A 14981-nucleotide genomic window follows, 5' to 3' on the forward strand; every position below is an offset into this window, starting at 1 on the left:
GTGCTGTCATCGCGCGGCACGGCCCTGGCCGGACCGGCAGCGCGATTCACGCCAACCTTTTTGCTCGGTGGCGTGATCGACGCTACTCGCCACCCCCGGCCGACGAAGCGACTATTCACTCGGCCGAGTGGCATATTCCAATGGAGCCTTCCGCCCTGACGGGTGACGGTGTACGGTGCGGCTTTTTCAGCGCGCGTACTCCTTGGCGATGTCCGCGATGAACTGCCGCGACTGCTCGACGTTCAGGGCCTGCGCCCGCAGGTGCTCGTACATCACGCTGTACTTCTGGACGTCGTTCGCCTTCTCCAGGTACAGGTCGCTGGTGACGCCCTCGATGTAGACGACACTGGAGTCGGCCGCGTCCGGGAACTCCAGGATCGCGTACTGCCCGTTGAGCCCCGGATGGGCGCCCATGTCGAACGGGATCACCTGCACGGTGACGTGCGGCAGCAGGGACTGCTCGACGAGCTGCTCCAACTGGTCCCGCATCAGGGAGCGGTTGCCGACGACCCGGCGCAGGGCGGCCTCGTCCAGCACGGTCCACAGCCGCAGCGGGTTCTCCTCGGTGGAGATTCGTTCCTGTCGGCGCATCCGCACCTGGACGCGCTTCTCGATCTCCGTCGGCGCGGTCTCGGGCAGCGCCCCGGCGATCAGGGCCTCCGCGTACTGCTTCGTCTGCAGCAGACCGGGCACGACCTGCGGGTCGTACACGCGCAGGCTGGCGGCGTCGGTCTCCAGGCCGATGTAGACGCTGTAGGGGATGTCGCCGAAGGAGTGCCACCAGCCCTGCTGACGCGAGTCCTTGGCCATCTGCATCAGGGAGTCGACGATCCGGTGGTCCTCCACCTCGTAGACCCCGCACAGGTCGCGGACGTCGCGCTGGCTGATGCTGCGCCGCCCGTTCTCCAGCCGGCTGATCTTCGACTGGGAGACCAGCAGCCGTTCGGCCACTTCCTCGGCGGTCATGCCCTTGAGCTCGCGGAGCCGGCGCAACTCCTGGCCCAGCCGGCGTCGCCTGACGGTGGGATTGACATTGGACGCCACGGGACGTGCACCTCCGGCTGCCTGCCTTGTGATCGGCACTTTGCGTATCTGCTGTTCAGCAGATTGCCACCAAGGCGCTCACCACCGCTGGGAAACGGTGGATATGCGCAGGACGCACACCGTTGGGGATACGTGCGGGCACACGCGGCCGCGCGGGGCGACGGAACCGGTGTCCCCGTCCGTGAGATGAGACGGACGTACGGTTCCGTCGCCCCGCGCGGATCAGCGGCTCCCGGACCGGTCATGGGGACGGTGCGGCGCTGCACGTGGCGTGCGTGTGGTGCGGGTCGAACGGGTCGAGCGGTCTCTCAGTGGGCCACGACACGCGCCATGGACCCACGGCGCGGCTGTGCCGGGACGGCGCGCGCGGGTTCCGCGGGCGACCTGCCGCCGGGGCCCGGCTGCCGGCCGGACGGTGGCTGGCCGCGACGCGGCTGTGCGGCCGCGCCGTTCTGGACGTCCATCACCGCGTGCGCGACGAGGCCGCCCATGGGGTCGTGCCGGATCAGATCCCGCAGCCGGGAGCGAGAGGAGCGTCCCTCGTTGCCCGGATACAGGTGCTTGCCGAGCCCGACCGCGTGGGCCAGGGCGGCGAGCGCAGCGGTCCGCGGGTCCGGCGGTACGCCGGTGCGGATCGCGGAGTCCAGCCGGGCCCTGATCTCCCGGCTGATCTCGGTGTCCGTCGCCTGGTAGCGCGTCGTCGGCAGCACTCCGCACATCTGGCCCGGCACGGCGGCGACCATGCCGCACCTCTCCAGATGCGAGAGATAGGTCTGGCGCAGCCCCAGCCGGGGCCCGCCGATCCAGTGGACGGCCCGTACCGGAGCGCCACGCCTTCGCAGCAACTCCAACGCGCAGTCCAGTGTCGGATCTCCTGTCGGCCGTGGTGCCACCACGGCGATACGATCCCCGTCTGGGGCTATCCGTCCGGCCAGCGCCAGCTCCACTAGCTGTGCTCCGGCCAGACCGAGGTCGAGCGACTGCGGCTGCGCGGTGGTACCCGTGGCCGGGTCCAACGCCAGCAGCAGAAGCTCCTCCGGAAGTGTTCTGCGGCTCCTGCCCATCCATGCCTCCCCGCGTGGATGAAAGACAGGGTGACCCCTCTCACATTGGTCTGTCGAGAGCACGTGACCGGTTCGTAGCGGAACCGGTAGGTATGTCGTTCTCGTCTACCGCGTCAGGTGGGGGCCGCGCACAGGACACTGGTATCTGGTTCGGACAGCGGCACGGGTGTCGTGCGGACACGGTGTCCGGGCCACGGCCCACGATTCGGCAGCCGCACGGAGGGCGTGCGGCGGCACATGGAGGAGGCATCGGTGGCGGGCGAGTCCCCCGACAGGTCGAAGCAGCGCGAGTCGTCGGCAGAACCGACGTCGGGGAGCGCGGTCCCGGTTCCCGAGTCCCGGCCCGAACCCGGGTCCACCACCCGTCCGGCCCAGGACACGGGCGGCGACCCGCGCCTGGCGATGGCCCGCGAGTCGTCCCCGCGCGGCGGCGTGGACACGGCCACCCGGGTGCTGTCCCGCCAGGACCTGGACGAGGGGCGGGAGGAGCCGGCGGAACCGGAGGCCGACGGTGACGATGACACCGAGGGCTCCGAGGCCGCCGCAGGGAGCGCCGAGGCTCCCGGCGCCTCCCCGGCCGCCGAGGGCGCCGAGGGTCCCGAGAGCGAACGCGAGGCCGCCGAGGACGCCGCCGGCGACAACGATGGCGCCGGCGAGGCGGCCGACGCCTCGGACGACTCCGAGGCCGCCGACGGCTCCGGGGACACCGGGGACTCCGGGGGCGAGTCCCCCGGCACCGACGGGGACCGGCTGAGGGACGCCGTCGCGGCCTGGGTGGCGACCGCCGACGGCAAGGGCGCCCCGGACGACAAGGGCGAGGCGGACGACAAGGGCGAGGCGGGCGCGGAGGACAGCGCGGAGGAGGCCGGCGAGGACACCGACGGACCTTCCGGCGCCGGCGCGGAAGCCGCCACCGACGCCGAGCACACCGCGGACGCCGAGGACACCCCCGCCGGCGGCAAGGGCGTCGACCAGGCGACCGCGGTCTTCCGGACCCGCCCCGCCGAGCAGCCGGAGGCGTCGAAGGCCGACGACGCCGAGGACGAGCCCGCCGCCGAGGACACCCCCGCCGACGGCAAGGGCGTCGACCAGGCGACCGCGGTCTTCCGGACCCGCCCCGCCGAGCCGCGCGTCGACCAGCCGACCACCATGCTGAAGGCGCCCCAGCCCGAAGCACCCGAGCCGAAGGCGCCGAACCCGGAGGCGCCCGAGTCCGGGGCGCCCGAGCCGAAGGCCCCGAAGCCCGAGGCTCCCGAGGCCCCGGCGCCCGCCGAGCGCACCAGCAAGTTCGTCGCCCTCAAGCCGGACCTTCCGCAGGAGGCCCCGAAGGCCCCCGAGGCCCCCCGGGCTCCCGTGCCGCCGGCGGACGTCACCGCCGCCGTCCCGCAGATCGGGCCGGAGCGCACCACGCAGCAGCCGCTGCCGCCGAAGCCCCCGCTGGACCTGCTCGCCGAGCTGACGAACACCCCGCCGCCGCCGGAGACCCCGGTGCGCACCCTGGTGCGGCGCGTCAAGATCTGGACGCCGCTGGTGATCCTGCTGGCGATCGTCTTCGCGATCGTGCAGGGTGTGCGTCCGCTCCCGGCGCCCACCCTGGAGCTGACCGCGCAGGACAGCTTCACCTTCGAGGGCGACAAGATCGACATCCCGTGGCCGGCCCGGGGCCAGGCCGCGCTGGACGTCGACGGCATCGGCAGTTTCGGCTCCTCGGGCGACCAGAAGCCCGTGCCGATCGCCAGCGTCGCCAAGGTCATGACGGCGTATCTGATCCTGCGTGAGCACCCGCTGAAGAGCGGTGCCGAGGGCCCGAAGATCAAGATCGACCAGGCGGCCGAGGCCCAGTCGAAGGCGGGCCAGGAGTCCACCGTCGACGTGACCGCGGGCGACTCCATCTCCCAGCGGGAGGCGCTGGAGTCCATCCTGATCGCGTCCGCGAACAACGTGGCGCGGCTCCTGGCCCGCTGGGACGCCGGTTCGGAGAAGGACTTCGTGGCGAAGATGAACGCCACCGCCGACAAGCTCGGCATGACGAACACCACGTACACCGACCCGTCCGGCCTGAACGACACCACCGTGAGCACGGCCGTCGACCAGGTGAAGCTGGCCAAGGCCGCGATGAAGGAGCCCGCCTTCCGCGAGGTCGCCGCGATGATGTCGTACGACGACTACAAGGGCGTCAACCACTCCAACTGGAACCAGCTGGTCGGCAAGAACGGCGTGGTGGGCATCAAGACCGGCACCACCACCTCCGCCCTCGGCAACCTCGTCTTCGCGGCGAAGAAGGAGGTCGGCGGCGAGACGCGCACCATCATCGGCGCCGTCGTCCGCCAGCCCGCGGGCGGCCCGGAGAACACCATCCTCAGCGCCGCCCTGTACGGCGGCGACCAGCTGATCCGTGCCGCGCAGGGCGCCCTGGAGCCGGCGACCGTCCTGAAGAAGGGGGACGTCGTCGGCTACGTGGACGACGGGCTGGGCGGCCGTACCCCGGTGGTGGCCGCCAAGGACGTCACGGCGGTCGGCTGGGCGGGCCTGAAGGTGAAGCTGACCTTCGCGCCCGACGAGGTCCCGCACACCGCGAAGGCCGGCACCGAGGTGGGCACGCTCACCGTCGGCGACGGAACCAGCGGCGCGGTGAAGATCCCCGTCGCCCTCCGGACGGACCTCACCGAACCCGGCTTCACGGACAAACTCACCCGTATCGGCTGACCTGGGGGCGCTACCGCGTCACCGCACCGCAGCCCGCCGACCGCGTTCGCCGGCGGGCTGCGTGCTAGCGTCACGAATCGGGCAAGGTCGTCGCCCGCGGGGCACGACCGCAGCACCTTGACCGACCGGGCCGAGACACGCGGGACACGGGACGCGGCCGGAACAGAAGACAGCACGGGGAGTGCCTCAGACGTGGCCACTGCGGAGCCGACACGCGCCGACGACGCCGATCCGGGACGGGGAGCCGGTCCGCGAATACGCGTGCCCGCGCCGCGCACGGAGGAGGATCCGGGCGACACCCGGAACGGGCCGTCGTCACGTCCGAGGAGGGCCGTCCACGCCCTGCGCGAGCGTCTGCTGCGTCACCCGGCGCTGTCGGTCACCGCCCTCTCCGGGCTGCTCCACATCATCTGGTTCTTCACGTTCGCGAACAGTGGCGGCGACCTCGCGGCCCAGGACGCCTGGGCCGAGTTCGTCGGCCGGCACCCCGACTCCGCGTACAACCTCGCCTGGTACGGCGGGATGCACCCGGTGTCGTACAGCATCGTGTCGCCGTATCTGATGTCGGTGCTGGGCGTCCGGACGACGATGATGATCGCCGGGACGATCTCGGCGGGGCTGCTGATGCTGGTCCTGCTGCGCAGCCGGTCCGTGCGCAACCCGCTGTGGGCCGCGCTCGCCGGGATCTTCGGGCTGATCGCCAACGCCATCTCCGGGCGCGTGACGTTCGCGCTGGGCACGATGTTCGCGCTGGGCGCGGTCGCCGTCGTCTTCTGCTGGCCGTACCGGTGGCGCTACAGACGCTGGGCGAAGGCGCTGTGCGCGGCGCCGCTCGCCGCGCTCGCCACCATGGCGTCGCCGGTCGCGGGACTCTTCGTCGGGTTCGTGGCCGTCGCGCTGTTCCTGCAGAAACGGCGTCCGGGTGCCTGGGCGCTGGGGCTCGCGCCGACCGTCGTGGTGGGGCTGTCGGCGTGGCTGTTCCCGTTCTCCGGCACCCAGCCGATGGTGTTCGGCTCGGTGATCATGCCGCTGCTGATGGCCGTCGTCGTCCATCTCGCGGTGCCCGCGGACTGGAGGACCGTCCGGCTGGTGTCGGCGGTCTACGGCGTCTCGGTCGTCCTGGTGTGGGTGGTCAGCTCGCAGATCGGCTCCAACATCACCCGGCTGGCGATGCTGTTCGCCGGGGTGACGCTGGTGGCGGCCCTGCCGTTCACGGTGCCGCGCACGCGCAAGTGGTACGCGGTGGTGACGGCCCTGCTGACGTTCGTCGGATGGATCGGCTACAAGACGGTCGATGACGTCATCCACGCGGCTCCGGAGGCGTCCTGGGCGCGTGAGCTGGCCCCGCTGGTCAACGAACTCCAGGAGGTCGGCGCCGAGAAGGGCCGGGTGGAGGTCGTGCCGGCCCGCTCGCACCGGGAGGCGTCCGCGCTCGCGCCGTACGTCAACCTGGCGCGCGGCTGGAACCGGCAGGCCGACATGGAGCGCAACCCGCTCTTCTACGACGACACCCTCAACTCGGCGAACTACCGGGAGTGGCTCCGGCGCTGGGCGGTGCACTTCGTGGTGCTGCCCAAGGACGAGCCGGACCCCTCCGCGGCGCAGCGGGAGCGGGAGCTGGTGCAGCGCGGCCTGCCGTATCTGAAGCAGGTGTGGGGCGACGCGAACTGGCAGCTGTTCCAGGTGACCGACCCGACGCCGCTCGCCGAGCCGAACGCCGTGGTGGAGCGGGCCGAGCAGGGCGAGATGACGATGCGGGTGAGCAAGCCGGGCCGCATCCTGATCCGCATCCCCTACTCGCCCTGGCTGAGCATCGTGGACGCCGAGGGCAAGAAGCTCGACCCGCCGAAGGAGACGGAGGCCTCCCGCAAGCGTCCCGACGACGAGCCCAAGACGTACGCCAACGTCAACGGCTGTCTGATGGAGACCGAGGAGGACGCGAAGGGCGACCGCTGGACGACGCTGGTCGCCCCGCGGGCGGGCGTGTACCGGCTGGCGGCGCCCTACGACGTGCCGCGCGGCACGCCCTGCCCGGAGGAGCTGCGCTGACGGAGCGCCTCAGCGCAGCTCGGCCACGTACCGGTCGGTGCCCGGCACCGTGGGGATGAACGGCGCCACGAGCTCGGTCCGGCCCAGGCCCGTCGTCTCGACGGCCGTGTCCAGTCCGGTGAAGTGGTCCTGCCAGCACCGCCGGGGGTCCTCCTCCAGGAACCAGAGCAGGGTGAGCCGGGTGCCGACGCCCTCGACCTGCTTGACGTAGGACATGCGGTCCAGCGGCAGGGGTGTGGGGCTGAAGACGGTCACCAGCGCGGCCGGGGAGCCCTTCAGCAGGTCGGGCAGATGGTGGTCGCGCAGCCGGCCGAGCAGGTCCGCGCGCCGCTCGGCCGCGTCGGCGTCGACGACCTGGAGGACCAGGCCCGCGTAGGGGTGGTCGAGGGCGTGGACGTCGCGGGGGCCCGCCGTGCCGTCGCGGTACACCGTCGTCTCGTGGTCCTGGAACGCCGTGAGGACGTGGGTGCGGTCGTGGTGGACGCGGGCGTCGCGGTTCAGGCGCCGGTTGATGGCGACGGTCCAGCGCATGTGGTCGGCGTAGCGGCCGGCGGTGATCCAGTACGTGGAGAGGTAGCAGCCGGCGGTGACCGGCCGCGCGACGGCCGACTCGGCGGGGTAGCGCAGCAGCTGGAGGTCGCGGGTGGCCACCCAGCGCCGGCCGGCGAACATCCAGGGCATCGCCATGGCGCCCGCGTAGTAGTGGTCGTCCTCGTACCAGCGGTTGTAGGCGTGCTCATGGCCGGGGTGCGGTTCGACCATGGTGATCAGGGCGTGGCCGGGGCGGACCCCGTACGGGCCGACGGCGGCCAGTTCGGCGTACACCTCGCTGCGGGTGTCCTCGCTCACGCTGTTCCCCTTTCCTCGGCTCGCCCATACTCTGACGCCCCGTCAGATATTGCGCCAGGGTCGGGAGGCACCGGGATGTCACTGCTCACGGGCAAGACGGTGGTCGTGTCGGGGGTCGGCGTGGGACTCGGCCGGCAGGTCGCGGCGGCGGTCGTACGGGACGGCGGGAACGCGGTGCTGGGGGCGCGGACCGGGGAACGGCTGGCCCGCGGCGCCGCCGTGATCGACCCGGCCGGAAAGCGCACCGCGTACCGGGCGACCGACATCACCGACGAGGAGCAGTGCGCGGCGCTGGCCGCGCTGGCCCGGGAGCGGTTCGGCGGGATCGACGCGGTGGTCCATGTGGCGGCCCTGGACTCGCTGTTCGGCGGGCTCAGGGACGCGGACTTCACCACCTGGCAGACGGTGCTCGACGTCAATCTGCTGGGCACGCTGCGGATGACGCGGGCCTGTCTGCCGGCCCTGGAGGAGCACGGGGGGTCGGTGGTGTTCATCGGCACGCAGTCGGCGGTGGCGGCGCCGTCCGAGGTGCGCCAGGCCGCGTACGCCGTCTCCAAGGGCGCCCTGACCAGCGCGATGTACTCGCTCGCCCGGGAGCTGGGGCCGCGCCGGGTGCGGGTCAACACCGTGCTGCCGGGCTGGATGTGGGGGCCGGCGGTGGAGACCTTCGTACGGTTCACGGCCCGGGCGGAGGGTGTCGCGGAGGCGGAGGTGCTGGCGCGGCTGACCGGGCGGATGGCGCTGCCGGAGATGCCGACCGACGGGGACGTCGCGGACGCGGCGGTGTTCCTCGCCTCGGATCGGGCGCGGGCCGTCACGGGGCAGTCGCTGCTCGTCAACGCCGGTGAGTTGATGCGCTGACGTACGGGTTCCAACGGATTTCGTTGTTCACATCCATGAACCCAAGTCAATAAGCAGAACGATTTTACTGTCTGTTGACCCTACTCGCGCTTGTCGTGCCGTCTGCGGCGCATCGACCATGGGCGGGCCGTTCACAGGGCGGAACCCTGGAAGGGGTCACATGAACAGTCTCGACTGGGCCGTGCTCATCGGCTACTTCGGCGTGATGGTCGCGATCGGCGTCTGGTCCCACAAGCGGGTCGACAGCGTCAGCGACTTCTTCACCGCGGGCGGCAAGATGCCGTGGTGGCTGTCCGGCATCTCGCACCACATGTCCGGCTACAGCGCGGTGATGTTCACCGGGTACGCGGGCATCGCCTACACCTACGGCGTCACGTCCTTCGTCACCTGGTCCTTCCCCATCGCGCTCGGCATCGCCATCGGGTCGAGGCTGTTCGCGCCGCGCATCAACCGGCTGCGGTCACGGCTGCACGTGGCCTCCCCGCTGGAGTACCTGAAGAACCGCTACGACCTGCGGACCCAGCAGGCACTGGCCTGGTCCGGCATGCTGCTGAAGATCGTGGACGTGGGCGCCAAGTGGGCCGCGATCGCGACCCTGTTGTCGGTGTTCACCGGGGTCTCGCTCAACCAGGGCATCCTCATCACCGGGTGCATCACCGCCGTCTACTGCACCATCGGCGGACTGTGGGCGGACGCCCTCACCGAACTCGGCCAGTTCGTCATCCAGTTGCTCGCCGGGCTCGCGATGTTCCTCGCCGTCGTGATGAAGCTGGACGACAAGGGCATCGGCTTCCTCGACGCATGGGACGAGCCCGCACTCCAGGGTCACGGCGAGCCGCTGGTCGGCCCGTACGGCACGGTCTTCCTGCTGGCGTTCCTGTTCATCAAGCTCTTCGAGTACAACGGCGGCATGCTCAACCAGGCCCAGCGGTACATGGCCACGGCCACCCCGCGCGAGGCCGAGCGCTCGGCCCGGCTCTCGGCGGTGCTGTGGCTGGTCTGGCCGCTCGTGCTGTTCTTCCCGATGTGGATGTCCCCGCTGCTGGTCGAGTCGCAGAAGCCCGACGGCTCCGACTCCTACGCCCTGATGACCGAACAGCTGCTGCCGCACGGCCTGCTGGGCCTGGTCATCGTCGGGTTCTTCTCGCACACCATGGCCATGTGCTCCTCCGACGCCAACGCCATCGCCGCCGTCTTCACCCGGAACGTGGCGCCGGTGCTGTCGAAGCGGGCGCGGGCCTGGAACGAGCGCTCCGGCCTGGTCGCGGCACGCGTGACGACCGTCGTCTTCCTCGGTCTGTCGATGGCGGTGGCGACCCAGGTCGACTCCCCCACGTTCAAGGACATCATCACCGTCGTGATCAAGTGGGTCGCCGGTCTGATGGGCCCCATCGCGATCCCGATGATGCTGGGCCTGCTGCGGCCGTTCCGCCGCTCCGGGCCGACCGCCGCACTGGCCAGCTGGTCGATGGGCCTGCTCGCCTTCTGGCTGGTCAACTACCCGATCAGCTGGAACGTCGACGGCGGAGTGCCGCTCCAGTACCAGGTCTCCATCCCGCTGGCGGTCTCGCTCGTCCTCTACATCCTCATCGGCGGCCTGAAGCCGGAGGACACCCCGGAGCGCCTCGCCGTGGTGGAGAGCGTCAACACGGACGGCGACGGGGCGGCGTCCGCCGCGGTGCCGGCGCCGGCCCGCGCGCCCGAGGACGCGGTGCGGGCCGAGGAGTGAGCGCGGGAACGGGCGGCGGGGCTCAGGCGCGCGGGTAGCGCGCCAGCCAGCCCGGCGCGGAGCCGCCCGGCCCGTGCAGAGCCGGGCCCTGCGTCATCTCCATGGCGAAGTCGTCGGCGAGTTCCAGGATCGTGGGACGGCCCTCCAGCTCGGCCAGCCAGGCCGGGGGCAGGGCCGTCTCGCCGTGCAGGGCCCCCAGCAGACCGCCGGTGAGGGCGGCCGTGGCGGCGGACGGGCCGTCGTGGTTCACCGCCAGGCACAGTCCCTGCCGGACGTCCTCCCCAACCAGGGCGCAGTACACGGACGCCGCGAGCAGCCCGTCCGCCGAGCCGTCGGCCGCCAGCTCCCCCACGCGGGCGGGGGTCGGCATGCCCTGGCGCACCGCGCCCAGCGCGTGCTGCAGCGCGTCCGACACCGGCTCGTGCCCGGGGCGCACGGCGAGCAGCCCGAGGGCCCGCTGCACCGCCCCGTCCAGGCTCTCGCCGCAGGCCAGCCCGTGCACGATCACGGCGTACGCGCCCGCCGACAGGTAGGCGACGGGGTGGCCGTGGGTCTGCGCCGCGCACTCCACGGCGAGTTGCACGACGAGTTGGGGCTCCCAGCCGACGAGCAGCCCGAACGGCGCGGAGCGCGCGGCCGCCTCGGGGCCGAGCTCGGCGGAGTTCTTCGGCGCCTCCAGGGTGCCCATCGTCTCGTCGCCGAGGCCGAGCAGCAGGGAGCGGGTCGCGTCCCGGCGGGCGTACAGCCACTCCTCGCGGGCGAGCCAGCCGTCGTCCTTGCGGCGCTCGTCGGGTCCCCAGTCGCGCTGGGTGGCGGCCCAGCGCAGATAGGCCCGGTGCAGATCGGTCGGCGGATGCCAGGCGCCGGTGTCCCGGCGGACCTGGGCCCGTATCAGCCCGTCCACGGAGAACAGGGTGAGCTGGGTGAGATGGGTCACGGCACCCCGGCGCCCGTAGCCGAACGCCAAGTCCAGCAGGCCCTCGACGCCGTGCTGCTCCTGGATCTCGGCCAGGCCCAGCCCGTCGACCGGGGCCCCGAGGGCGTCCCCGACGGCCACACCGAGCAGCGTCCCGCGCACCCGGCTGCGGAAGTCCTGCTGCTCGGCACGGCCCCAGACGGGTCCGCCAGTCGCCCCCACCAAGACCTCCCCGCGGCCATCCGCTCGTACGACAGTTCGTCACTGTAATCGACCGGGGACCCTCGGTTCAGGGGGCGGAACGGTATGCGGCGTGTGACGGAAGTGGTCCGGAACGAGCCCCTTCGCGGCCTTCGCCGGTCAGGTCCGGTGACGTTCCCGGATCGTCTCCGCCACCGTCGTGATCCGCTCCAGGCGCGGCCCGAGGTGCGCCGCGTCGGCGCCGGGACTCCTCAGGAGGTCGCCCAGGATGGAGGCCAGGTTCGCCGCGTCCGCCCAGCCCGGTTCCAGGGCCAGGAAGTCCGTGAGGCCCCGGTCCGCCAGGGGCCAGTCCCTGAGGGCGCAGCCGAGGAAGCAGTGGCCCTGGGCGCGCTGGACGTCGTCCAGTTCGGTCTCCGTCTCCAGCATCCGGGCCAGCTCCCGCCACAGGGGTTCGGCGGCGGACAGGCCCTCCGCGAGGCCGGTGACCACGGCCGTCTGGAACGCGCCGGCGAGGGGCTCCGGCTCCCGCAGCCGCTGCGCGCAGCGCCGGGCCGGATCCCACTCCTCGCGGTGGGCGTGCCACTCGGCCCGCAGGTCGTCCAGGTCGCCGTCGGGCAGCCCGGCCTCCTCGGCCGCGCGCAGCCGGTCTCCCGCCTCCTCCCGGCGGCCGCACAGCATGAGCAGGTCGATGGCCGTCCGCCGGGCCCAGACCGGCTCCCAGTCCAGGGCGACGCACCGGTCCAGGTCGGCCAGGGCCTCCTCGCACCACCCGAGCTCCAGCGCGGCACGCGCCCGCTGGGCGTGGGCCCAGCCGAAGTCCTCACCGGCCTGCAGAGCGCGTTCGAAGCAGCGGTACGCCTCCTCGCGGTCCTTCAGCTCCCGGTGCACGGCCCCGAGGACGGCGTGCGCGTAGTCGTAGTCCGGGTCCTGGGCCAGGGCCTGCTCCAGGGCGGCGCGCGCCTCCTCGTAGCGGCCCTCCTGCCGGTACGCCTCCCCCAGTTCGGCGGCGGCCCAGCCGTCCGAGGTGTCCGCGGCGGCGGCCCGCCGCAGGTCGTCGAACCTGCCCTCCTGGTCGCCCGTGCGTGCCCTGACCTGGGCGCGAGTGACCAGCGCCCACGCGTAGTCGGGTGTCAGGTCGATGGCCCGGGAGAGATCGGCCAGCGCCTCCTCGTCGCGGCCCAGTTCGTACTGGGCGAGGCCCCGGCTGGCGAGCGCCGAGGCGTAGTCGGGCTTGAGGGCGACGGCCCGGCCGAGTTCGGCGACGGCCTCCTCGAAGCGGCCCGCGAGCCGGTAGGCGTCCCCGCGCTCGGACGCGACCCAGGGGTTGTCGGGCGCCTTCCCGACGGCGCGGTCGAAGTCCGCGAACGCCTCGTCCGGCTCGGAGCGCACACGGCGCAGCCGGGCCCGGCGCACCAGGGGCCACAGGTAGTCCTCGTCGAGGGCCACCGCCTGGTCGAGGTCGGCGAGGGCCTCGTCGTACCGGCCCAGCTCCTGGCGGCAGACGGCCCGGCCGGCGAGGTACTCGGGATCCGTCGGGTCGAGGGCGACGGCCCGGTCGTAGTCGGCGAACGCCTCTTCGAACCGGCCCGCGAGCCGGTACGTCTCGGCGCGCTCGGCGATGACGTACTCGTCGTCCGGGGTGAGCCGGTCGGCGGTGTCGAACGCGGCCAGCGCCGCCGGGAAGCCGCCGAGCGAACGCAGGGCGAGTCCGCGGCCGACGTGCGCCGGGGTCAGTTCGGGGTCCAGCCCGACCGCCCGGTCGGCGTCCGCGAGGGCGAGCTCGTACCGGCCCTCGCGGCGCAGCTCCCGCGCCCGGAAGGAGTAGGCGACCGCCCGGGTGCGGCGGTCGGGCCCCGGACGGGACAGGACCAGGTTCGCCACCTCGGTCATCGCGGTCGCGTCGTCCGCGAGCGCCTCGCCCAGTGCCCGGCCCCAGTCGCCGAGGACCGTGTCACCGGTGGCCTCGCCCGCCTCCGCCAGCATCTGCGCCCAGCGCCGGCCCGCCGCCTCGTCGGCGCCGCAGACCAGCACGACGTCCCGCAGCGCGTCGTTCAGCGCGGTGCGGGGACGGGCGCACAGCGCGTGGTAGGTCTCCTCCAGCCGCAGCTCGCGCCACTCCTCCTCCAGCCACTCCTGGTAGGCGCCGAGGCCCTGGCCCGCCTCCTCCCGCCAGCGGCCGTACACGGCGGCGAGCCGGTCGTGCCGCTCGGTCCAGCCGCGCGGGGAGCGGCGCCGCTGCAGCCGGAGCATCGGCTCGCGGACCAGGTCGTGGTACCGCAGCCGGTCGCCCCGCTCGTCCACGAACGCCAGGCCCCGCAGCCAGGCGAAGAGCGGGTCGACGTCGTCGTCCGGGCAGTCCACGGCGGCCCGGAACACGTCCATGTCCACCCGCCGGGGCAGTGCGCAGGCGAGCGCCACGGCCCGGCGCACGGCGTCCTGCTCCCACTTCAGGAAGCGTTCGACGGCGGTGGCGCTCGGGTCGCCGATGTCGTCCGGCCGGGCGGGGCGCTGTTCGGCCAGTGTCGAGACGAGGACGGGCAGACCGCCGGTGAGCCGCAGCACCTCCTCGACGACCGGCTCGGCCACGACACCCCGGTCGGCCAGCAGGCCGCGCGCCTCGGTCTCGGTGAACGGGCCGAGCGGTATGTCGGTCATGAAGTCGGTGAAGCCGCCCCAGCGGGCGGTGTCGAAGGGGTGCTGGCCCGCGGTGACCACGACGACGGTGGCGGGCAGCGCGCCGTACCGGTCGCTGGTCATGACGTCGTGCAGCCAGCCGTCCAGGAAGGGGCCGGTGCGTTCGTACGTGTCGAGGAACAGGACGATCCACGGGGCGTGTTCCGCGGCGCCGGACAGCTCGGTCAGCAGGACGGGGGTGAGCACCCGCTCCGGGGAGAGCACCAGCTGCACGTCGTCCTGGCTGCGGAACCGGGCGCTGAGCCCCGCCCGCAGCCGGTCGGCGCTCTGCGCGAGCTGGGCGGCGTCGAGGGCCCCCGCGAACGGGCCGACCCCGGGGACCATACCGAGGCCCACGAGTCCGGCCCGCATCACCGCCGTGCCGGTGGCCGACGGCCCCTCCGGCTCGGTGCCGAGGGCGGCGGCGGCCGCCTCCGCCTCATGCCGCCGCTCCCGGTGGGTGGCGAGCGCCCGGTCGAGGTCCTTGAACCGGTGCCCCTGGGCGGCGAACCGGCGGCTGATCGCCGCCATCGCCTCCGGGACGCTGCCGGCGGACTCGTCCACGGAGGCGGTCAGCGCGCCCTTCTCACGGGCCAGTTGCTCCAGTTCCCGCAGCAGGAAGGACTTGCCGACGCCGGCCTGGCCGTGCACATGGAACAGGAACCGGTGCCTCTCGTCCTGCGGCGGCAGCTCCAGGTTCTCCCGGAAGGCGGCCCGTTCGGCTCCCCGGCCCACGAAGCCGGCGCGGCTGCGCTGCCGGATCAGCTCCTGCATCGACGGCTGCGCCTGCGCCACCGTACGTCCCCTCGTCCGCCCGCCCTCGAAGTCCGTCCCACTCATTGTGGCGCAATGACGCCCGAACACCCGCTCGGCGCGGGGAAGATGACCT

At 72.8% G+C, this 14981-nt stretch carries 9 protein-coding genes; 4 read left to right on the forward strand and 5 right to left on the reverse strand.

Annotation, left to right across the window (positions count from 1 at the left end):
- Positions 1–186 precede the first annotated feature (186 nt).
- Positions 187–1044 (reverse strand): helix-turn-helix transcriptional regulator, encoded by an 858-nt coding sequence (locus tag ABZ899_RS05865; RefSeq protein WP_055623570.1) that lies wholly within the window; start codon positions 1042–1044, stop codon positions 187–189.
- Positions 1045–1352: 308 nt separating this feature from the next.
- Positions 1353–2108 carry a GPP34 family phosphoprotein gene (locus ABZ899_RS05870; protein WP_361341244.1) on the reverse strand — a complete coding sequence of 252 codons (756 nt, stop codon included), beginning with the start codon at positions 2106–2108 and terminating at the stop codon, positions 1353–1355.
- A 252-nt stretch (positions 2109–2360) separates the two neighbouring features.
- On the opposite strand from ABZ899_RS05870, the gene ABZ899_RS05875 reads away from it, so the two are divergent.
- Together ABZ899_RS05875 and ABZ899_RS05880 are read left to right on the forward strand one after the other, a co-directional pair.
- Positions 2361–4814 (forward strand): D-alanyl-D-alanine carboxypeptidase, encoded by a 2454-nt coding sequence (locus tag ABZ899_RS05875; protein WP_361341247.1) that lies wholly within the window; start codon positions 2361–2363, stop codon positions 4812–4814.
- A 192-nt stretch (positions 4815–5006) separates the two neighbouring features.
- Positions 5007–6863: an MFS transporter gene (locus tag ABZ899_RS05880; RefSeq protein ID WP_361341249.1), complete on the forward strand. Its 1857-nt coding sequence runs from the start codon at positions 5007–5009 to the stop codon at positions 6861–6863.
- Positions 6864–6872: 9 nt separating this feature from the next.
- Here the strand turns inward: ABZ899_RS05880 and ABZ899_RS05885 are convergent, their stop codons facing one another.
- Positions 6873–7712, reverse strand: a complete 840-nt coding sequence (locus tag ABZ899_RS05885) for a hypothetical protein (protein WP_361341252.1) — start codon at positions 7710–7712, stop codon at positions 6873–6875.
- A 75-nt stretch (positions 7713–7787) separates the two neighbouring features.
- Here ABZ899_RS05885 and ABZ899_RS05890 point away from each other — a divergent pair, with 75 nt between their 5' ends.
- The gene (locus ABZ899_RS05890; protein WP_361341255.1) at positions 7788–8573 is read left to right on the forward strand and encodes an SDR family oxidoreductase; all 786 of its coding nucleotides are present in this window, start codon (positions 7788–7790) and stop codon (positions 8571–8573) included.
- A 160-nt stretch (positions 8574–8733) separates the two neighbouring features.
- Positions 8734–10302: a sodium:solute symporter family protein gene (locus ABZ899_RS05895; protein WP_361341257.1), complete on the forward strand. Its 1569-nt coding sequence runs from the start codon at positions 8734–8736 to the stop codon at positions 10300–10302.
- 22 nt (positions 10303–10324) lie between these two features.
- Here ABZ899_RS05895 and ABZ899_RS05900 read toward each other — a convergent pair whose 3' ends face one another.
- On the reverse strand, positions 10325–11440 hold the full coding sequence (locus ABZ899_RS05900; RefSeq protein ID WP_361341260.1) for an ADP-ribosylglycohydrolase family protein: 1116 nt from the start codon (positions 11438–11440) through the stop codon (positions 10325–10327).
- 138 nt (positions 11441–11578) lie between these two features.
- Positions 11579–14887 carry a tetratricopeptide repeat protein gene (locus tag ABZ899_RS05905; protein WP_361341263.1) on the reverse strand — a complete coding sequence of 1103 codons (3309 nt, stop codon included), beginning with the start codon at positions 14885–14887 and terminating at the stop codon, positions 11579–11581.
- Between the last annotated feature and the right edge of the window lie 94 nt (positions 14888–14981).

Source organism: Streptomyces sp. NPDC046859 (genome assembly GCF_040645135.1).
Lineage (GTDB): Bacteria > Actinomycetota > Actinomycetes > Streptomycetales > Streptomycetaceae > Streptomyces.